The 21,218-nt window shown below is 54.7% G+C and carries 17 protein-coding genes; 7 read left to right on the top strand and 10 right to left on the bottom strand.

Going from position 1 to position 21,218, the window contains the following annotated elements; genetic code table 11:
- Nucleotide 1: 1 nt before the first annotated feature.
- Nucleotides 2-1,597, bottom strand: coding sequence for an ABC transporter substrate-binding protein (locus tag Q3H59_RS09990; protein ID WP_217547524.1), 1,596 nt, complete (start codon nt 1,595-1,597; stop codon nt 2-4).
- Nucleotides 1,598-1,723: 126 nt separating this feature from the next.
- Between Q3H59_RS09990 and pepT the strand changes: the two genes are divergently transcribed.
- Nucleotides 1,724-2,950 (top strand): peptidase T, encoded by a 1,227-nt coding sequence (gene pepT / locus Q3H59_RS09985; RefSeq protein WP_137385839.1) that lies wholly within the window; start codon nt 1,724-1,726, stop codon nt 2,948-2,950.
- Between the two features lie 34 nt (nt 2,951-2,984).
- Here pepT and Q3H59_RS09980 read toward each other — a convergent pair whose 3' ends face one another.
- Both Q3H59_RS09980 and Q3H59_RS09975 read right to left on the bottom strand, forming a co-directional pair.
- On the bottom strand, nt 2,985-3,764 hold the full coding sequence (locus Q3H59_RS09980) for a transporter substrate-binding domain-containing protein (RefSeq protein ID WP_110866208.1): 780 nt from the start codon (nt 3,762-3,764) through the stop codon (nt 2,985-2,987).
- 16 nt (nt 3,765-3,780) lie between these two features.
- Entirely contained in the window at nt 3,781-4,947 is a 1,167-nt protein-coding gene (locus Q3H59_RS09975) for a methionine aminotransferase (protein WP_280171721.1), read from the bottom strand.
- 126 nt (nt 4,948-5,073) lie between these two features.
- Here Q3H59_RS09975 and Q3H59_RS09970 point away from each other — a divergent pair, with 126 nt between their 5' ends.
- The gene (locus tag Q3H59_RS09970; protein ID WP_192233938.1) at nt 5,074-5,916 is read left to right on the top strand and encodes a LysR substrate-binding domain-containing protein; all 843 of its coding nucleotides are present in this window, start codon (nt 5,074-5,076) and stop codon (nt 5,914-5,916) included.
- Here the strand turns inward: Q3H59_RS09970 and Q3H59_RS09965 are convergent.
- Together Q3H59_RS09965 and Q3H59_RS09960 are read right to left on the bottom strand one after the other, a co-directional pair.
- On the bottom strand, nt 5,913-7,580 hold the full coding sequence (locus tag Q3H59_RS09965) for a methyl-accepting chemotaxis protein (RefSeq protein ID WP_192411791.1): 1,668 nt from the start codon (nt 7,578-7,580) through the stop codon (nt 5,913-5,915). The two genes, Q3H59_RS09970 and Q3H59_RS09965, sit on opposite strands and share 4 nt — an antisense overlap.
- A 213-nt stretch (nt 7,581-7,793) precedes the next feature.
- Nucleotides 7,794-9,311: a carboxylesterase/lipase family protein gene (locus Q3H59_RS09960; RefSeq protein WP_309834557.1), complete on the bottom strand. Its 1,518-nt coding sequence runs from the start codon at nt 9,309-9,311 to the stop codon at nt 7,794-7,796.
- Between the two features lie 192 nt (nt 9,312-9,503).
- Between Q3H59_RS09960 and Q3H59_RS09955 the strand changes: the two genes are divergently transcribed.
- Nucleotides 9,504-9,938: a DoxX family protein gene (locus Q3H59_RS09955; protein ID WP_110866212.1), complete on the top strand. Its 435-nt coding sequence runs from the start codon at nt 9,504-9,506 to the stop codon at nt 9,936-9,938.
- A gap of 54 nt (nt 9,939-9,992) precedes the next feature.
- On the opposite strand, the gene Q3H59_RS09950 is transcribed toward Q3H59_RS09955, so the two are convergent.
- Complete coding sequence (locus tag Q3H59_RS09950) at nt 9,993-11,330, bottom strand: VOC family protein (protein ID WP_309834555.1); 1,338 nt, start codon at nt 11,328-11,330, stop codon at nt 9,993-9,995.
- Nucleotides 11,331-11,418: 88 nt separating this feature from the next.
- A complete protein-coding gene (locus tag Q3H59_RS09945) occupies nt 11,419-12,753 on the bottom strand; it encodes an aromatic acid/H+ symport family MFS transporter (protein WP_101764324.1) in 1,335 nt (444 codons plus the stop codon).
- A 323-nt stretch (nt 12,754-13,076) separates the two neighbouring features.
- Here Q3H59_RS09945 and Q3H59_RS09940 point away from each other — a divergent pair, with 323 nt between their 5' ends.
- Nucleotides 13,077-13,997 (top strand): LysR substrate-binding domain-containing protein, encoded by a 921-nt coding sequence (locus Q3H59_RS09940; protein ID WP_101764323.1) that lies wholly within the window; start codon nt 13,077-13,079, stop codon nt 13,995-13,997.
- Here the strand turns inward: Q3H59_RS09940 and smrA are convergent.
- A complete protein-coding gene (gene smrA, locus Q3H59_RS09935) occupies nt 13,994-14,560 on the bottom strand; it encodes a DNA endonuclease SmrA (RefSeq protein WP_110866213.1) in 567 nt (188 codons plus the stop codon). The genes Q3H59_RS09940 and smrA overlap by 4 nt on opposite strands.
- Before the next feature lie 296 nt (nt 14,561-14,856).
- On the opposite strand from smrA, the gene Q3H59_RS09930 reads away from it, so the two are divergent.
- Both Q3H59_RS09930 and uspE read left to right on the top strand, forming a co-directional pair.
- Nucleotides 14,857-15,609, top strand: a complete 753-nt coding sequence (locus Q3H59_RS09930; protein WP_008106391.1) for an FNR family transcription factor — start codon at nt 14,857-14,859, stop codon at nt 15,607-15,609.
- A 118-nt stretch (nt 15,610-15,727) separates the two neighbouring features.
- Complete coding sequence (gene uspE / locus Q3H59_RS09925) at nt 15,728-16,684, top strand: universal stress protein UspE (RefSeq protein WP_101764321.1); 957 nt, start codon at nt 15,728-15,730, stop codon at nt 16,682-16,684.
- Between the two features lie 78 nt (nt 16,685-16,762).
- On the opposite strand, the gene pntB is transcribed toward uspE, so the two are convergent.
- Together pntB and pntA are read right to left on the bottom strand one after the other, a co-directional pair.
- Nucleotides 16,763-18,151 (bottom strand): Re/Si-specific NAD(P)(+) transhydrogenase subunit beta, encoded by a 1,389-nt coding sequence (pntB, locus tag Q3H59_RS09920; protein ID WP_137385846.1) that lies wholly within the window; start codon nt 18,149-18,151, stop codon nt 16,763-16,765.
- 11 nt (nt 18,152-18,162) lie between these two features.
- Nucleotides 18,163-19,692, bottom strand: coding sequence for a Re/Si-specific NAD(P)(+) transhydrogenase subunit alpha (gene pntA / locus Q3H59_RS09915; RefSeq protein ID WP_309834549.1), 1,530 nt, complete (start codon nt 19,690-19,692; stop codon nt 18,163-18,165).
- Between the two features lie 539 nt (nt 19,693-20,231).
- On the opposite strand from pntA, the gene ydgH reads away from it, so the two are divergent.
- Entirely contained in the window at nt 20,232-21,188 is a 957-nt protein-coding gene (ydgH, locus tag Q3H59_RS09910) for a DUF1471 family protein YdgH (protein WP_309834547.1), read from the top strand.
- Nucleotides 21,189-21,218: the final 30 nt, after the last annotated feature.

The raw sequence follows: 21,218 nt of genomic DNA, 5'->3' as shown, positions 1-21,218 counted from the left end.
CTCAGTTCTTGATATCCACCGGGTAGAAGATGTGTTTACCGAACGGATCGACCTGATAACCAGTCACCGATTTGCGTACCGGCTCGAAGATGGTTGAGTGAGCAATCATCACCGCTGGCATTTGATCATGCATAATCTGCTGCGCTTGCTGATACAGCGCCACGCGTTTGTCGTGATTTTGCTCGGCGCGCGCTTCGGTAATGATCTTCTCAAACGGCTGATAACACCATTTCGACGAGTTGGAGCCGCCATTTGCCGAGGTGCAGCTGTAGAGCGGACCGAAGAAGTTATCCGGATCGCCGGTCGCCGTGGTCCAGCCCATCAGCGCCGCCTGATGCTCACCGCCTTTCACGCGCTTGAGGTATTCGCCCCACTCATAACTGACGATATTGGCTTTGATACCCACGTTGGCCCAGTCCGCCTGAATCATCTCCGCCATTCGTCGCGCGTTTGGATTATACGGTCGCTGTACCGGCATCGCCCACAGGGCGATTTCGGTGCCTGGCTTAATCCCCGCCTCCTGCAGCAGCGCTTTGGCTTTCTGCGGATCGTAGTCGTAATCCTTCAGATCTTTATCCGCACTCCACACGTCCGGCGGCAGGATGTTTTTCGCTACCGTGCCAGTACCTTTAAAGATGGCATCAATGATCGCCTGCTTATTGATCGCCATCGCCAGCGCCTGACGCACCTTGACGTTATCCAGCGGCGCTTTGGTGGTGTTGAACGACAGGAAACCGGTATTCAGGCCCGATTTCTGTTCCAGCGTTAAATCGGGATTGGTGCGCATCTTCTCCAGATCGGCCGGATTGGGGAACGGCATAATCTGGCATTCATTTTTCTCCAGCTTGGCATAACGCACCGAGGCGTCCGGCGTGATCGAGAAGACAATACGATCGAGCTTCGCCTTGCCCTGCCAGTATTCCGGGAAGGCTTTATAGAGAATGCGCGAATCTTTTTGATACTGCACCAGCTCAAACGGCCCGGTGCCAATCGGCTCCATATCGACCTTCTCCGGCGTGCCGGCTTTCAACATCTGGTCGGCGTATTCAGCCGAATGGATCGAGGCAAAATACCAGGCTAAGTCGGCGAGGAATGGCGCTTCAGCGTGAGCTAAGGTGATGCGCACGGTATTGTCATCGACCTTCTCAATGCTGGTGATCAGCTTCGCCAGCTCGAGGCTTTCGAAGTTGGCATAGTTACCGCCGGAGACATTGTGGTAGGGGTTTTTGGCATCCATCTGGCGCATAAACGAGAAGATTACGTCGTCGGCGTTAAAATCGCGCGACGGCTTAAATAGCTTGTTGCTCTGGAATTTCACCCCTTTGCGCAGATGGAAGGTGTAGACCTTACCATCCGGGCTGATATCCCAGCTCTCGGCGAGGCTCGGCACCAGTTCGGTGGTGCCGGGCGTGAAGTCCACCAGGCGGTTAAAAATCGGTACCGCGCTGGCATCGACGCTGGTTCCCGACGTGTACAATTGCGGGTTAAAGTTCTCTGGCGATCCTTCTGAACAGTACACCAGCGTTTTTGCCGAAACCCCGCCCGCGACCGCCAAGCCGATTGCAGTGAGAGTGAGATTTGCCATCATTTTTTTCATCATGATCCTCGCTTTTTATTGACTTCCATGAGTCTGCTTCGTTATGTAATGTTCATCTGATTAATAAATAACATGATTTAACCAGCACGCGTACTACAGACGCCGCAATGCTAATAAGGAATTGTGATGACAGACCAACTTGCCAGCCAATTGACCCAGCGTTTCTACCGTTATCTGGCGGTTTCCAGCCAGAGCGATGCCAAATCAACCACGCTGCCGAGTACGCCGTCCCAACATGCGATGGCGGAGTTACTGGCAAAGGAGCTGGGCGAACTGGGTTTGCAGGATATCGTGATTGACCAGCACGCCACGGTCACTGCGGTGAAACCCGGCAATCGCCCTGATGCGCCGCGTATCGGTTTTATCACCCATATTGATACCGTGGATGTTGGCCTGTCGCCGGATATCCACCCGCAAACCCTCAGGTTCACCGGGGAAGATCTGTGCCTTAACAGCACGCAGGACATCTGGCTGCGCGTGGCGGAACATCCGGAGATCAAACCTTATCTCGGGCAGGAGATTATCTTCAGCGACGGCACCAGCGTGCTGGGCGCCGATAACAAAGCAGCGGTGACGGTGGTGATGACGTTGCTGGAGAACCTGCGCGGCGATCACGGTGATATCGTGGTGGCGTTTGTGCCCGATGAAGAGATTGGCCTGCGCGGTGCAAAAGCGCTGGATCTGGAGCAGCGCTTTAACGTCGATTTCGCCTGGACTATCGACTGCTGCGAGCTGGGTGAAGTAGTGTATGAAAACTTCAATGCTGCCGCCGCTGAGCTGGTGTTTACCGGCGTGCCGGCGCATCCGATGTCGGGCAAAGGCGTATTGGTCAATCCGCTGCTGATGGCGCATGACTTCATCTCCCGCTTCGATCGCTTAAAAACCCCCGAGCATACCGAAGGCCGCGAAGGTTATATCTGGTTTAACGATATGAATGCCAACGCCAGCCGCGCGGTGTTGAAAGCCTCGATTCGTGATTTCGATTTGCAGGGTTTTGATGCGAAGAAACAGCAACTGGTGGAAGTGGCCGATGAAATCGCCGCGCGTTATCCCACCGGCCATGTAGCGCTGACGATTAACGATACTTACAGCAATATCAGTAATGCGATTGGTGAAGATCGCCGCGCAATTGACCTGATTTTTGCCGCGTTAGAGCAAGTGGGCGTGGAACCGAAGGTGATCCCGATGCGCGGCGGCACCGACGGTGCAGCGCTATCAGCGAAAGGGCTGCTGACGCCGAACTTCTTCACCGGCGCGCACAATTTCCATTCGCGTTTTGAGTTTTTGCCGGTTCCCTCGTTTGTGAAGTCGTATCAGGTGGCCGAAGCGTTGTGTTATTTAGCCGCGAAATAAAAAAAGGTCGCCCTTCATGGCGACCTTTTTTAGGTTATTTGCTCGCTGAAACATCAATCCCAGGGAAGAATTTCGCCGCCAGCTTAGTGACGGTGCCATCGGCTTGCACCTTGGTGATTGCCGCATCCAGCTCTTGTTTCAGTTTGTCATCGCCTTTACGCAGACCAAAACCGATACCGGTGCCGAGAATGGTGTCATCTTCTACCGGCTTGCCGGCAAAGGCGAAACCTTTACCCTGCGGCTTTTCGAGGAAGCCCGATTGACCGGCAGCTGACATCACCAGCGTGCCGTCAAGACGACCGGCAACCATGTCGTTGTAAACCTGGTTCTGATCCTGATAAGAGGTCACTGTAACGCCCTGCGCTTCCCAGTGCTTCTTGGCATAGGTTTCCTGGATCGAACCCTGCAGCACCCCGATGTTTTTCCCTTTCAGTGATTCGGCGGTTGGCAGCAGCTTCTCGCCCTCTTTCACGATTAACATGGTCGGAATGCGGTAGATTGGCTTAGTGAAGTCGATGCTTTTCGCCCGCGCTTCGGTGATGTTCATTGCGGAGTTAATGGCATCAAATTTTTTCGCCTGCAGCGCCGGAATCAACGCATCAAAGCTGCTTTCCACCCACTTACAGTCGAAGTTGCCTACCTGACAAATCGCTTTACCCAGTTCGATGTCGAAACCTTCCAGTTCACCCTGCGCGTTGCGGCTCTCAAAGGGCGGATACTGTGATTCAAGACCATAGCGTAAGGTTTCCTGCGCCAGCGCGTGCGCCGAGGTCAGCATGCCCAAAGCGACAAACAGTGCGTTCAATTTTTTCATTATATTTACCCCTAAGTTACCCTTTGACCTGGCAGAGCGCTTCTGCACCGGCCTGAAGTGTTGCGTCGTCTTTTGCGAATGACAGGCGAATTAATTTATTGTCAGTGCCGTCCATATAAAACGCCGACAGCGGAATGGTGGCCACACCGTGATCGACGATGAGACGTTTTACCATTTCGCTATCACTTTCGTCACTGAAATGTCCGTAGCTGGCCAACATAAAGAACGAACCGGCGCTCGGCAGCAGTTTAAACGGCGAATCCTCCATCAAGGTCAGCAGGCGATCGCGCTTCTCCTGATAGAACGGCGACAGCTGCAGATAGTTCTGCGGATTTTGCAGATAGTGAGCAAAACCGACCTGCATCGGCGTATCGGCGGCGTACATCATGAACTGATGGACTTTGACGATCTCTTCCATCAGCGCTGCCGGTGCCAGCGCATAACCCACGCGCCAGCCGGTGACATGGAAGGTTTTACCGAAGGAGGAAACCACCACGCTGCGCTGCGCCAGTTCCGGATGCGTTGCCATGCCGCAGTGCTTACGGCCATCAAACAGGATGTGTTCGTAGACTTCGTCAGACAGCACCACAATATCGGTGTTGCGCGTCAACGCGGCTAACTGATCCAGATCCGCAGCTGACAGCACCTGCGCGCTGGGATTGTGCGGCGTATTGATAATGATCATGCGGGTGCGCGGCGTAATGGTGGCGCGCAGTTCCTCCCAATTGATGGCGAAATCCGGCACCTGCAACTTCAGGCCAATTGGCGTAGCGCCCTGCAGACGGACCACCGGCGCGTAGCTGTCAAAAGCCGGTTCGAAGAAGATCACTTCATCGCCTGCGTGGACCAGCGCGGAAATCGCCATGTAAATGCCCTGGCTGGCGCTGCCGGTGATCAGCACTTCGCTGCCGGCATCATAGTGCTGGCCATACAGCGTGTGAACTTTCTCCGCCAGCGCTTCACGCAGCGACGGCAGGCCGGTCATTGAAGCGTATTGGTTATGACCGTCACGCATCGCCTGGCTGACCAGCTCAACCAGCTGGGGATCACACGGGAAGTTGGGTGCGCCTTGCGACAGGTTAATGGCTTTATGCTGCGCCGACAGCTGGCCAATGACGCTAAAAATCGTCGTGCCGACATCGGGCTGTTTGGAAGAGATGTTCACACTGCTGTTCAAGGTCATCGGTGCCTCGTAAGGTTGCATAACCACGTATCGAAAGTAGATTTCTATTCAACGGTGTGCGGCTTGAGTCGACAAGCGAATTGTTGTCATAATAGCCATGATTAAAAATCATAGCTTGAGGTTGTTATGTCCCGCTCTGCTCTGCCGCTCAATGCCATCCACGCGTTTCTGGTCACCGCGCGCCATCTCAATTTGACGCGTGCCGCCAGCGAGCTGTGCATCACCCAAGGCGCGGTGAGCCGTAAAATCGCCACGCTGGAGAGTTGGCTGGGCTTCGCGCTGTTTACCCGCCACGCCCGTGGTCTGCATCTCACCGAACAAGGTGCCGCGCTGCTGCCGGAATTGCAGCAAGGTTTCGCCATGCTGGTGAATGCCACAGAAAAAGCCAGCCGCAGCAACGCCTCGATTCGTCTGAAAGCGCCTACCTGCGCCATGCGCTGGCTGGTGCCGCGTCTGGTGGCGCTGGAACAGCAGCGGCCAGATATTCACGTAGCGTTGACCACCACACTCGATCATGGCTCACAGCTCGATAACTTTGACGCGGCGATTGTGTTTGGCCCGTCGCCAGCCGGTTCGATTTGCCTGTTTGAGGAGCGTTTAACGCCGGTGATGGCCAGCAGCGTCACGCCGCCCACGCAGATTGGCGAACTGGCGAAGTTTACTTTTCTGCATCCCACGCCGGATTCACGCGACTGGCAGCTTTGGCTGGCCGGGCTGGATGCCGCGTTGCCAATGGCGCGCAATCAGCATTTCGCCACCATGGATCTCGCGATCAGCGCTGCGATTCAGGGTTTTGGCGTCACGGTGGCGGATGTCACCTTGGTGCAGAACGATGTGGTGAATGGGCGACTGATTGCGCCGTTTGCCACCAGTGTGGCGACCGGCGCAAGCTACAGCCTGTTACAGCGGGCGGAAAAAGATGCGCCACCGTTCCTGCCGGAACTGGTGGCGTGGTTATCTGAGGTTTAGAACGAGACCCATTCGTCAGAGGCTGATTTCGGCTGTGCGAGGCCTGCGCCGGTCAACACCGGCCGACGCAGCGCGGTTGGCGATACCACGACCTTATTCACAGGCGCGCTGTCCGATAGACGGAATTTCGCCACCGAGGCCTGCAGCTCTTGCGTCTGGCGCTCCAGCGCGCTGGCAGCGGCAGAAACTTCCTCAACCAGCGAGGCGTTCTGCTGGGTGACGCTGTCCATCTCGGTGACGGCGGTACCGACCTGCGAAATCCCTTTGCTCTGCTCTTCTGACGCAGCAGCGATGTGCTTCATGATTTCATTCACATCCTGCACCGACTTAAGAATGTCGTGCATGGTGCTGCCCGCGCTGCTCACCAGCGCCGACCCTTTTTCCACGCGCTGCACGGAATCTTCGATCAGTGTGGCGATCTCTTTCGCCGCACCGGCGCTGCGCTGCGCCAGATTGCGCACTTCACTGGCCACCACGGCAAAACCGCGGCCCTGTTCACCGGCGCGTGCGGCTTCTACCGCGGCGTTCAGCGCCAGGATGTTGGTCTGGAAAGCGATACTGTTAATCACGCTCGTGATCTCAGCGATCTTCTTCGAGCTGCCTGAGATGCCTTGCATGGTGGTAACCACTTCGCCCACCAACCGTCCGCCCTGCTGCGCGGTACCGGTAGCGGTTTCGGCCAGCGAACTGGCCTGACGCGCGTTGTCGGCGTTGAACTTCACGGTAGCGGTTAACTGCTCCATGCTGGCCGCGGTTTGCTCCAGCGCGGCCGCCTGCTCTTCGGTGCGCGATGAGAGATCGTTGTTGCCGGAGGAGATCTCCGCTGCGCCGCGATAAATGTTTTCAGTGCCGCTGCGAATCGCGCTTACCGCTTCGCGCAGGCTGTCCTGCATGGCACGCAGCAGCGGCACCAGCTTGCCGACGCAGTTACGGCCAAAATCTTCCACCGGCTGGCTGAGGTCGCCCTGCGCAATAATCGTGAAATGGTTACGGATACGCTCCAGTGGTTTCACCAGCATCGCCACCAGATAGCGATCGGTAAACAGCAAGATAAACAAGCCAATCACCACCGCCACCAGAATAATGACTTTAGTGATGCTGGTGAGCTTATCGACGGTGACGCGCGTCTCATCCAGTTTGCTGCCTGCGGCTTTATTGAAGGCTTCCGCGCTGGCACCAAACGCACGACTAAGTGGCGGCGTGACGTTATTGGCTTGCGCACGATAGGCTTCAAGCGTGCCCTGCTGCGCCAGCGATACCTGCGGTGCGATGCCTTCATCGAGCAGTTTTTGCCAGTTGGCGATGACGCTATTGGCGGTCTCCGCATCCATCGGACCTGGCGCCATGGTTTTAAACTGCGCCAGCAGCGTTTTCATATTGTCGAGCGCTTGTTGCACCGGGGTAAAAGCATCAGCACCGACTGCGCTGCCTGAGGCGCGGCCTTCCATCACGCGAGACAGACGCGTAACGACACGAAAATATTGATCATTTCCTTTGCTTAAAATGGTCATTTGATTGACCAGTTGGCGGTCAATCTCGTTGCCCTCGCCGAGGGCGTTCAGTGAGTGGACGCTAAACAGCCCAACGGCACACCACAGCAGGCAAAACAGCCCAAGAATGGTGAGCAATACGGCGCGGATGGTGAAATTTTTTAAGATACCCATACATAATCCCTTGGTGTGAAACGCGAAGGAGGCCCGATAAAATCGGGCATATTGCGTTTATCGGCATCGGATTGGGAAAATGTAACGGTTTTGTAAGCTAATTAATTGCTTACTGACGCAGGTAAGGAATATGCGCTTTTATGATTTATCAGCAAGATAGGCGATAATTTGCCTTATAAATTGATTTGCCAGATTACACCATTAGCACGCTCATTAAAGCTTAACGTGGCTGCGCATCATCAAACGGAACAAACGCAGCCGTCCACGCATAAAGCGCGCCTTCACCACCGCCTGGGCTTTGCCCTGTTCGCCCAGCGCCAGCGTCAGATCGTCGCCCGGTCGCCAGGCTGGCCAATCTACTTCACCCGCTAAGTGCGAGCTAAACTCGCTGGCTTCACGCGCGAAGGTGACCCAATAAGCGCTGACTGTGGAGGCGAACGCTTTATCCTGCTCGCTGTAGCTGCGTTCCGCTGGCGGCGCTAGCGTATCCAGCGTGTTAAAGACATAGGGAATTTCGTTGCCGTGCCATGTTCCGTGCGGATAGAGGTCGCGCGCATTTTCGGAGACGTAATCGAACCAGTAACGCCATGCGGGCAGGCCGATATTGTGCTGCGCCTGAGCGATGATTAACGGTAACACCGTGAACGCCATATCGCGCGCCACCGCACGTCCCAGCAGTGCATCATCATGGATGTCGTACAGCCACTTCATCAGGCGATAACTGATGCGGTTTTTGCTGCGCATCTGTCGCAATACTGCTGTGGCATCCACGCCAAAATAGTCCAGTACGCTGGCTTCATCGCTGTTGCTGCCGATCATTAACGGAATGCGATGCTGCTTGCCGGACATAAACGTGGTTAACATCGGTTTCGGCAGTACCGCATCGCCGCTGATGGGCACCGGGCCGAGCGCCAGCGGGCGTTCTAACGGCCAGAATTGTTCGGCCGGTAGCTCGCGCAGCTGCTCGGCGCTGGCATCTTCGGGTAACGCAAAATGCGCCGCGACCTGTAAACCGATCTGTTGTGCCTGCTTTTGCGGGATGTCGGGCAAGCTGTAGGCGCTTTGTACGATGCCTTTGTGAAACAGCGCCTCGGAGAGCGGCGAGCAGCACAGCGATAACACACTACGCGCACCGGAGGATTCACCAAACAGCGTCACGTTATGGCGATCGCCGCCAAAGGCAGGAATGTTGCGCTGAATCCATTGCAAAGCGGCAATTTGATCGAGTAAGGCAAAGTTGTTGATTACGCGCCCGTCGGGGTATTGCGCATCCAGCGCCGGATGAGAGAAAAAACCGAAGTGACCGAGTCGGTAGTTAAGCGTTACCACCACCACACCTTGCGCCGCCAGCGCTTTACCGCGATAAGGATCAAGATTACCGGCGCCGATGGAAAATCCCCCGCCATGCAACCAGACCATTACCGGCAACGGCCGCGAAGGCTCAACATCCGGCGTCCAGATATTCAGGTAGAGACAATCCTCACTAAAGCGACCGGGATCGCCACCGCCGGCGGCCACGCAATAGTCACGATTTTGCCAACTTGCTGCGCCCCATTCGGTCGCATCACGCACCTCTTGCCACGGCTGGACCGGCTGCGGCGGTCGCCAGCGTAAAGCGCCAGTAGGTGCAGCTGCGTACGGTATTCCTTTGAAGACAAAAAGATCTTCGTCCATCAGGCCTCTGAGTTCCCCTTCTGCGGTCATGATCCTCAGACGTCGTTCATTTTTCATCTCGGCTTCCCTAATAATGCATCGTTCCATTATTTGCAGGCCTTAGACGAATGTCCATGTTCTGAAAGCATTTGCAGATTAAGCCGAAACGCGGCGCGATTATTTGAACAACTCCATCAAATATTTTGGCTAACCCCATTGAGGCCATTTGTTTTAAGGTTGCAAGTTAACCTGGCGCGACGGAGAAACACCATGTTTGGTGGCATTAATCAAATGTTCAACCGGATGTGCGATCACCCGGACCTTGGCAAACTGCTTTTGCGCCTGACGTTGGGCGGATTGCTGCTGTTTCATGGGGCGTTCAAAGTGGTGCATGGCGTGGGTTGGATTGCGCACATGCTCGCCGTCAAAGGAATGCCAGGTTTCATCGCTTACGGTGCTTACATCGGGGAAATAGCGGCACCTGTAATGGTGATCATCGGATTTTTGACGCGCCCTGCGGCGTTCATTATTGCGGTGAACATGATTGTTGCGACACTGCTGGTAAAAATGGGCGCTGTCTGGCATCGCACCGACGTCGGTGCGTGGGCGCTGGAGACAGAAGCGCTTTACCTGCTGGGTGCGCTCGCCATTATGTTTTTGGGTGCCGGGAAGTACACGCTGGTGCGTGACGCGCGCTTGCAATAACCACAAGAAAAGCAGCCGGTCTGCTTAATTTCAGACCGGCTGTAACATTTCTCCTCAGGCTACACCACACCGTTCCAGACTGCGCTGCTGCATCTGCTGGTACAACGCCATTTCATCCTGCACCGCGCAACCTAACGCGCTTTCAAAATCCGCTCGGCTGGCATTCCCCGCGCTGCGTGTTTGCGCCACGTCCCCCAGATTCGACTGGAAAATCCCCGCGGCACTGACCGGCAGGAAATCCTCGTAAACGATCGGTTCGGCACTCAAACGCTCTTCTGCCAGCAACTGCGTCACGCTTTCGCCCGCGCGTGGTGGCAGATGCTCGCCTTTTTCGGTCAGGCGATAGCGGAACCACGCCAGCTGCTGCTCGCGCAAAGACTCTTCGTCATCGGGGAAATCACTAAATACCGCGCTAAGATGTTGCTGGTGATGCTGGTTATCGCTGCCGGTACCGGCTTCAGCCAGCAGACGATCGTAAAGTTCGCGTCCTTTCGGGGTGAGCGCCGCGCCGCGCTGTTCGATCTCACCAAAGCGCGCGGTATGCGTGCCCGGCGTGCCATCGTTAAAGTGCACCGCTTCTTCCAGCGCTTTGAAGCTGGTCTGGCGCAGCAGAATCGGTACTTTACGCTGCGGCGGGCCTTCAATCAGGGTTTTTGGATCGATGCCGCGCGAAGGCATCAGCGCTTGCACCCGATCAATATCCAGCGTGCGCGGCGTCAAATGGTTGATGTGGCAACCACGGAAACACACCACATCGGCAATCAGACGATGCTGCTGGCTCAGTGCGCGATAAGTGGCGCTGTCTACGGTGGTATGCGCATGCCAGCGGAAGGTTTCCAGCGCTTCCTGCACGAAAGTGGCGGCATCCGCGGCGTTCAAACCGCCCTGCTGCTGATGCTTAGCGATCAACGCGCGGCAACCTGGCGTAAAGATATCGCGCGCGGCGAGAATTGCAGCGGCCTTCTCGCGCAGCGCCGCATCATCAATCAGTTCCAGACGCAGCAACGAAGTGAAAACGCGGAATGGATTATGGCGCAACGCGCGATCGCTGACCGGACGAAACGCCGTGGAGTGCACCGGCACTCCGGCTTGCGACAGGTCGTAATACCCCACCGCTTCCATGCCCATCACGGCAAACATCTGGCGCAACGTGCTGAGTTCATCAGCCTTGCCGACGCGAATCGCACCGTGACGTTCGACGCTCAGGCGACTCAGTTCATCGGCGGCCGACAAGCGGTTTTTTAACTCGGGATTGGCTTCCAGCGTACGTTCATTAACAGCGGTGACCAGCTGCGTCAGCGTGCCGTATTGCGGCACTTCCTGCTGATACAGGGTCGACATTGCCTGCGAGAACAGCGTGCGGATGGCATCGCTGCTGAGAAAGTTTGGCATCATCATCACCTTGGGCTAACGGGTTGTTGCTACTGTAGATCAACCCTTTAGCGGCGGGTAACAATTTCGTGGAACTGTGATCGCCTTGTCACTCGGTGAGGTTTGACTGGTCACCAAAGCGACATTTCAGCACCAGCATGATGGTGGTTAACACGGCGGGAATCGCCAGCAGCAGGAAGATCTGACTGAACGTCCAGCCAAGCGTTAACAACTCGGCACCGACAAAGGCGCTAATGATGGCGCCGATGCGCCCTATGCCGTGCATCCAGCTGGAGCCGGTGGCACGCGCGTGAGTTGGGTAATAACTGGCGGAGAGCGCATTCATGCCGGTGTTGGCGCCGTTAAAACAGAAGCCGCTGCAGAAAGCGATGGCGCTCATTAAGCCGACCTGCGCGGGTGAAAAACCCAGCGCCACAATGGCAATGCCACCGCAGAAATAGATCACCGCCAGCGCCAGATTGGCGTTGATGCGGTCCATCAACCAACCCGCAAACAGCGAGCCAAGGGTTCCGCCGGCCTGATACATCGCCGTGACAATCGCAGCTTCCGTCACCGACATGCCGAGCGTGCTGATCAATGAAGGCATCCAGCTGCCAATCAGGTAAACGAGGAACAGCCCCATAAAGTAGCCGCCCCACAACATCAAACTGCCGAACAGATAGCGGCGCGACACCACGGTCGCCACCGAGCCTTTACGCGCGGTCGGCAGCTCAGTGCTTTGATAATGGCTATCCGGCTGCACGCTGCCGGGCAGCATACGTTCGAGGATGGCGTGAATACGTGCGGCAGGCGCGCGACGGCTAATCAGAAAACGTACCGATTCCGGTAAGCCGCGCACTAAAAAAGGCAGCACCAGCAGCGGCAGCACGCCGCCCATCAGCATAACGGAGTGCCAGTCATAGCGCGGCAGCAGCCACGAAGCGGCAAAGCCTCCCGTCGCGGCACCAAAGGTAAAGCCACAGAACACCACGGTAATAATAAATGAGCGGCGACGTTCGGGCGCGTATTCGGCCACCAGCGTGCCCACGTTGGGCATCGCGGCCCCAAGCCCTAAGCCGGTGAGAAAGCGGAACAGCATCATCTGTTCGATGTTCTGCGCCATCGCCGTGGCCAGCGTCCACAGACCGAAAAACAGCACGCTGATGAGGATCATCACGCGGCGACCATAGCGGTCGGCCAGCGGTCCGGCGACCATCGCCCCCAATGCCAGACCAATCAGCGCCGCGCTGATCACCATGCCGAGTTGATGGTTCGTGACGCCCCAACTGGCTTTCAACGTGGGCGCAATAAAGCCCATCAGCGCAATGTCCATGCCGTCCAGCGCCACTACCACGAAGCACAGCGCGATTAAGCGCTTCTGCCAGCTGCTAAGCGCACTCTTATTGATAAGCTGGCGAACGTCTACTGCTTCAACGCTGGTCACGTAACGACTCCTGCACTTTTAACCGTTTAGGGCATCAGTTTTAGTAAAAAAAACGGCGCTTATCATAGCTCATCGTTAACAATAACAGGCACTCCTTTTGGATGTAATTGAGAACTATTCAACTTTTTACGCTGTATGTTATTGATTTTTATAGCGCGCGAATATGCTGCAAAAAGTGTCTTTTTCAGCTTTACTCATAAATACATCAGGTTAGCGGCGAAGCTTGCATAGCGGTGTTTTTGTTAATATAAATTTGCAGGCAAGTTAACATAATTAACGTTTCCTCATTGCTGCTCCTCGGCATAACTCATTATGTTGGGCGTATGGACAAAAATATCCTTTTCAATCAGCGCATTCGCTTGCGTCATTTACATACCTTTGTGGCGGTGGCGCAGCAAGGCACGCTCGGTCGTGCCGCTGAAACGCTCAATCTGAGCCAGCCCGCTTTATCGAAAACACTGAATGAGCTGGAAGAGTTGGCGGGCGCGCGACTGTTTGAGCGCGGACGACTCGGCGCGCAGCTCACCACGCTGGGCGAACAGTTTCTGGTTCATGCGGTGAAAGTGCTGGATGCGCTTAATCATGCTGGTCAGAGCTTCAACGCGCCCCAGCCGGGCCGACCGGTGGTGATTCGACTCGGCGCGCTGACGACTGCGGCGATGGGCATGCTGCCGCAAATTCTCGATCGCTTCCATGAACAGCAACCTAACACCACGGTGCAGGTTGCGACATTGCATAACAACGTGTTGTTGGCCGGTTTACGTGCGGGTGAGTTTGATGTCGGGATAGGTCGTATGGCGGACAGCGATATGATGGCCGGACTCACTTATGAATTGCTGTTCCTGGAATCACTCAAACTGGTGGTGCGCCCCGATCATCCGCTATTAAGCGAGAACGTTATGCTGTCGCGCGCGATGCAGTGGCCAGTAGTGATTTCGCCGGAAGGCACCGCACCGCGCCGTATCGCGCAGCATATGCTGAATGAGCAAGGTTGTACCTTGCCAGCAAACTGCGTCGAAACTTCATCGACATCGCTGGCGCGACAGCTGGCATTGCGTTACGACTATGTGTGGTTTGTGCCTTCTGGCGCCATCAAAGAAGATTTGAATCACGATGCGTTGTGCGCGCTACCGATTGCCTCGCCGGGGCCGGGCGAACCGGTGGGCATTATTACGCGCAGCGGCAGTCCATTAAGCCTGAGCGCCGAAGTGCTGATGGCGACCATCCGCAAATTCCACAGCTAGCGACTGTGTTTTGCATGACGCTCACGGTTCTCCAGGCGCGCCTGTTCGGTTTTTCGTAAACCGACATAGAGCGCGCCCGCCCCACCATCTTTCGGCTGCGCCGTACAAAAGGTCTGCACTTCTGCAAACTCCGGCAACCATCGCGCCACATAGCTGCGCACGATATTGGCGTGCGACTCATCGTCACGCCCTTTGCCATGAATAATCAATAGATTGCGCAACCCATGTTTATTGGCCTGCTGCATAAAGCTGAACAGCGCCTGACGACAGGTTTCTACTGGCTGACGCAACAGATTAAGGCTGGCTTGAGGCGGATATTTGCCCAGTCGCAGCTTATCCAGCACGCCTTGCTGTACGCCTTCAACTTTAAATTCCAGCGGTGTTGTCAACGGAACGATGTCGAGATAGCCACGCGTGAGGAAATTTTCCTGCTCGTCACTTTCCTGCGGCGCACGCGGCGCTTTAGGCGAAGGTGCGCGTAGCCATTGGGTATTAGCGCAATTTTTTAATGGTGTCACATCACCCATGGCATCACGGAAAAGGTCTTCATCATCAAGGTTCATGGTGTCTCCTCTCGCCTGGTGTTTGCCTGCGCGTCCAATTCGACGCTAAAGCAAAAGAGTAGCAAAGGATTATGGGCAAAACATCTGTCACTTTTTGCGCTGTAATAAGCGCGCTCTAGCTGTAAACCTGGCAACAAAACGTTCCAGATCAATAAATGCGCTTCAGTCAGACCAGCGCAAACCGCGTAATACCTGACATTTGTGGGGTTTTAAGGACATTTACTGCTCGGATGAGTTCCCTTCGCTTAGAAAAATGTTAAAATTGACCGCAGTCAATAATCATCGAGCGTAACTATATGATCCAGGAAAAACGCAGCATTCGACGTATTCAGTCTGGCGGTTGTGCCATCCATTGTCAGGATTGCAGTATCAGCCAATTGTGTATTCCCTTCACGCTGAACGAGCACGAACTGGATCAGCTGGATAACATCATTGAGCGCAAAAAGCCGATTCAGAAAGGCCAGACGCTGTTCAAAGCCGGTGATGAACTGAAATCTCTCTACGCTATCCGCTCCGGCACTATCAAAAGCTACACCATCACTGAACAAGGCGACGAGCAAATTACTGGCTTCCATTTGGCAGGCGATTTGGTGGGTTTTGACGCCATTGTTGGTGCCAAACATCCAAGCTTTGCGCAGGCGCTGGAAACCGCGATGGTGTGCGAAATCCCGTTTGAAACGCTTGACGACCTCTCCGGTAAAATGCCGGCGCTGCGTCAGCAGATGATGCGTTTGATGAGCGGTGAAATCAAAGGCGATCAGGATATGATTCTGCTGCTGTCGAAGAAAAATGCCGAAGAGCGTTTGGCGGCATTTGTCTGGAATCTGTCGCGTCGTTTCGGTCAGCGCGGCTTCTCACAGCGTGAATTCCGTTTGACCATGACGCGTGGCGACATTGGTAACTATCTGGGACTAACCGTAGAAACCATCAGTCGTCTGCTGGGTCGCTTCCAGAAAAGTGGCATGCTGGCCGTAAAAGGCAAATATATCACCATTGAGAACCACGCTCTGCTGGCAGAATTAGCTGGCCAGACCGAACAGGCCGCGTGATTCTGTGCCGGGTTAATAAAAGTTATTTTATTGATCCGGCAACAACTTTTCCGCTTCTGCCCTGTCCAAACTTAGGCTATCTTTAACCCAACTTGCTTTGGTTTTAGGAGATCGGCTTATGTCCCGGTACCAAAATATTCTGGTGGCTATTGATGCCCAGCAGGACGATCAGCCCGCGCTGCGTCGTGCGGTTTATCTCAATCAACGTATTGGCGGAAAAATCAAAGCTTTCCTGCCTATTTACGACTTCTCATATGAAATGACCACGCTGCTGTCGCCCGACGAGCGCTCCAATATGCGCAAAGGGGTGATCAGCCAACGTACCGAATGGATCCGCCAACAGGCCCAGGCATATATTGAGGCCGGCGTTGAAATTGAAATCAAAGTGGTTTGGCATAACCGTCCCTATGAAGCCATCATCCAGGAAATTCTGGCACATCAGCATGATTTAGTGTTGAAAATGGCGCACCAGCACGATCGCCTCGAAGCGGTCATCTTCACCCCGACGGATTGGCATCTGCTGCGTAAATGTCCATGTCCGGTATGGATGGTGAAAGATCAGGCGTGGCCCGAAGGCGGCAAAGCGGTGGTAGCGGTCAACTTAGCCAGCGAAGAGCCGCATCATGATGAGCTGAATCAGAAGCTGATTCGTGAAACCACGCTGCTTGCCGAGATGGTGAATCACACCGAAGTGCATTTGGTCGGCGCTTACCCCATCACCCCGATCAATATTGCTATCGAACTGCCCGACTTTGATCCCAGCGTTTACAACGACGCGATTCGCGGCCAGCATTTAGTGGCGATGAAAGCGCTGCGTCAAAAATTCTCCATCAGTGAAGAGTTCACCCACGTGGCGAAAGGTTTGCCCGAGGAAGTGATTCCGGATATTGCCTCGCATCTGGACGCCGGCATTGTGGTGCTCGGCACCATCGGCCGTACCGGTTTGTCAGCCGCGTTCCTGGGTAACACTGCGGAACAGGTGATTGATCATCTGCGTTGTGATTTGCTGGCGATCAAGCCAGACGATTTCAAATCGCCGATTGATCACGATGACGAAGAAGATGAAGACGATTGATTAAAAAAAGGGCGGCTCGCCATGGCCGCCCTACTTATTTCTACTCAGGGCGGTGAATCACATCACCGCCCTGCTTTTTTACAGCGCGCGCAGAATGCCTTCCACGCTCGCTTTTGCATCGCCAAACAGCATCTGCGTATTGTCTTTAAAGAACAGCGGATTCTGGACACCCGCATATCCGGTGCTCATCGAGCGTTTAAACACAATCACGTTCTGCGCTTTCCACACTTCCAGCACCGGCATGCCAGCGATTGGACTGCGCGGATCTTCCAGTGCGGCTGGGTTAACGGTGTCATTCGCGCCAATCACCAAAACGGTATCGGTATCGCTGAAGTCATCGTTAATCTCGTCCATTTCCAGCACCACATCGTAAGGCACTTTCGCTTCCGCCAGCAGTACGTTCATGTGACCCGGCAAACGACCGGCAACCGGGTGAATACCAAAGCGAACTTTGATACCGCGCGCGCGCAGCTTTTCGGTAATCTCCGCTACCGGATACTGCGCCTGCGCCACCGCCATGCCATAACCCGGCGTGATCACTACAGAAGAAGAGGCTTTCAGCATTTCTGCCGTCTCTTCCGCCGTAATTTCACGGTGCTCGCCCACTTCATCGCTTTCGCCGCCCACGCTTACATCGGTACCAAAACCACCGGCGATCACGCTAATAAAGGAGCGGTTCATCGCTTTACACATGATGTAAGAGAGGATGGCACCCGAGGAACCGACCAGCGCACCGGTAACGATCAGCAAATCATTGCTCAGCATGAAGCCTGCCGCCGCCGCCGCCCAACCGGAGTAAGAGTTCAGCATCGAGACCACAACCGGCATATCCGCGCCGCCAATTGACGCCACCAGATGCCAGCCAAACACCAGCGCAATGACGGTCATCAGCAGCAGCGCAAACACCTGCGCACCGGTGCTATCAGTTTGTACGAACCACAGCATCAGCAGGAAGGAAATCACCAGCGCCGCGAGGTTCATTTTATGACGATGTGGCAGCATCAGCGCTGATGAGGAGATCTTGCCGCGCAGTTTGCCAAACGCCACCAGTGAACCAGTAAAGGTCACCGCACCGATGAAAATGCCGAGGAACACTTCGGTCAGATGGATATTTTCCATCACCGGCGCGAGGCCTGGCGCGTGATCGATATAGCTGTTGAAGCCCACCAACACCGCCGCCAAACCCACGAAGCTGTGCAGAATGGCAACCAGTTCCGGCATTTCGGTCATTTCGACTTTCTTCGCCAGACGCAAACCAATCGCACCGCCGATCACCATCGCCAGCAGAATCCAGGCAACGTTCCCGGTGTTCGGGCCAAAAATGGTGGCGAGCAGCGCAATCGCCATGCCGCTCATACCAAAAATATTACCCTGCTTTGAGGTCTCGTGTTTCGAGAGACCGGCAAGGCTGCAAATAAACAGAATCGCGGCAACAATATATGCTGCAGTAACTAATCCGCCAGACATGTTGCTACCCCTTAATTCTTACGAAACATTTTCAGCATGCGCTGGGTGACGGTGAAACCACCGAAGATATTGATGCTGGCGATCAGTACGGCGATAAACGACAGAATCGTGACCCAACCGCCGTGGCCCATCTGCAGCACCGCACCCACCACAATAATGCCGGAAATGGCGTTGGTGACGGCCATCAAAGGCGTGTGCAATGCGTGACTCACGTTCCACACTACGTAATAGCCGACCACGCAAGAGAGCGCGAACACGGTGAAGTGTGACAGGAAGTCCGGCGGCGCGACGTTGGCCAGGCAGGCAAACAGCACCACCGCCAGCGCCAGCAGCAGATACTTGCGCCATGGTGAAACCGGTTTGGCTTCGGCCTTCGGCAGCGGCTTTGCGGCGGGTTGCGCTTTCGGCGCGGCGGAAACCTGAATCGGCGGCGCTGGCCATGTCACTTCGCCATCACGAATCACCGTCACCCCGCGCACCACCACGTCGTCGAAATCCACGGTAATTTCGCCGTTTTTCTCTTTGCACAGCAATTTCAGCAGGTTGACAAGGTTGGTGCCGTAAAGCTGTGAGGATTGCGTTGGCAGGCGACTTGGCAAATCGGTGTAACCGATAATCTTCACGCCGTTAGGGGTTAAGGTCACCTGATCGGCCACCGTCAATTCGCAGTTACCGCCGGTTTGCGCAGCCAGATCGACGATTACGCTGCCTGGTTTCATGCTGGCAACCATCTCGGCAGTAATCAGCTTCGGGGCCGGACGGCCAGGAATCAACGCGGTGGTGACGATAATGTCCACTTCTTTCGCCTGCGCGGCAAACAGCTCCATCTCTGCCTTGATAAAGGCTTCAGACATCACTTTGGCATAACCATCGCCGCTGCCCGCTTCCTCTTCAAAGTCCAGCTCAAGGAACTCGGCGCCCATACTCTGCACCTGCTCTTTCACTTCCGGACGCGTATCGAACGCACGCACGATGGCGCCTAAACTGCCTGCCGCACCGATGGCCGCTAATCCCGCGACGCCCGCACCGATCACCATCACTTTGGCTGGCGGCACTTTACCGGCAGCGGTGATTTGACCGGTGAAGAAGCGGCCGAATTCATGAGCGGCTTCAACGATGGCGCGATAACCCGCGATGTTCGCCATTGAGCTCAACGCATCCAGCGCCTGCGCACGAGAAATACGCGGCACCGAATCCATCGCCATCACGGTGACGTTGCGTGCTGCCAGCTTTTCTAATAGCGCGGGATTCTGCGCAGGCCAGATAAAGCTCACCAGCGTGCTACCGGCGCGCGTCAGTTCAATCTCCTGATCGTCCGGCGCATTCACTTTCAAAACGATGTCCGATTGCCACACATCGTGAGTGTTAGTAATAGTGGCGCCGACGGCGATAAAGCTTTCATCATCAAAGCTGGCGCGAAGTCCTGCGCTCTGTTCAACGGTGACGCTAAATCCCAGCTTGATCAGTTGTTCAACGGTCTTTGGCGTGGCGGCCACGCGCGACTCGTTGGCTAACCGTTCTTTGGGTATCCCAATTAACATACTGTTTCCTTTCAACAATTAAAGGATGAGGTTCTGTAAGTGGCAAAAAGCTCAAAAGCCGAAACAGTGTTTCAGCTTCTTATGAGCAAAATGCGCAATGTAACAAAGTCTTTATAACCTACTGAAAATATGAAGAGTGATCCACAGCGATAACGCCCACTTATGACATTCACACAAATATTCAGACACAAAGATTGAATGCCATGTTTTGCCACTGCATTTGGTGTTTATTAAAAAATATTCTGCTGCGCAAAATCGTGTCATGTCGAATTAAGTGTTTTTAAAAACCTTTAATTAACAATGCGTTAACTATTATGGCACTAAGTGTTACCAGAATAAGTGGTTATCTGTGCAAAAAAGAGCCGTAACAGAAGTCAATGACAGGTCGATGAATAAACGGCAGAGATTGTCAATGTTATGCGCTTAAATTGGCTGAGACAGGCCGATTATTACATGCAATAATCAGCGGCTAATCTGTTATACATCAAGAGTCCAGCACGTTTTCGTACTCATTTTGCGTAAGGCGAAGGATCATTTTTATGAAGCTGAAGAACACCATTCTGGCGTCAACCTTGTTATCACTGCTGGCAGCGAATGCGTTTGCTGCTAAAGAGTTAACGCCAGAGCAAGCGGCCGCGTTGAAACCATTCGAACGTATTAATATCAGCGGCCGTTTCAATGCGATTGGCGATGCAACTGATGCCATCTCCAAACAAGCCGATGCCAAAGGCGCTGACTCTTTCTATGTTCAGGGTATTAATGATAGCAACGGCAACGGCGGTAACTGGCGCGTAACGGCTGATTTGTATAAAGCTAACGCACCGAAAGCGGATGACTCCACTAAATATCGCACCTTCTCAGGCGTGAAAGAGCTGCCGAAAGCAGAAGCCTATCGCCTTGAGCCGTATGACACCGTATCGGTAAATGGCTTCTTCTCCAGCCAGCCAGATGTTAATGAAGCGATTGCCAAGGCAGCCAAAAATAAAGGTGCGGCATCGTTCTTTATCGTGCGTCAGGTTGATGCGAACAACGGCGGCAACCAGTACGTGACCGCGTATGTTTACAAGGCTGATGCGCCAGAACGTAAAGTACAGAACTCCTCTGATTCAATCCCAGCAGATTCTGAAGCCGGTAAAGCAGCACTGGCCGCTGGTGGCACCGCCGCCACTAAAGTGGCCATTCCTGGCGTGGCCTCTTCGGATACCCCAAGCCGCAACGTTGGTCGTTTCTTCGAAACGCAAAGCTCAACCGGCCAACGTTACACGGTGAAAACTGCCGATGGCCGTAGCGTGCAGGAAGTGAATGCGATTACTGCTGCGCAGATGCAGCCGTTTGACACCATCACCTTCTCCGATCACTTTGGTACCCCAACCGAAATCTCGGAAGCGGTTGGCAAACGCGCAGTGGAAAAAGGCGCTAAGTACTACCACATCACGCGTCAATGGCAGAACCAGAGCGGCGGCAACCTGACCGTCACCGCCGATCTGTTCAAGTAATAGCGATTAAGGGCGGCGTCCGCCGCCCTT

This window comes from Pantoea sp. SORGH_AS_0659, from assembly GCF_031453915.1.
Taxonomy (GTDB): Bacteria; Pseudomonadota; Gammaproteobacteria; order Enterobacterales; family Enterobacteriaceae; genus Pantoea; species Pantoea leporis.
Note: the sequence above shows the minus strand (reverse complement) of the source record. Positions and strands in the feature narration are given on the sequence as shown.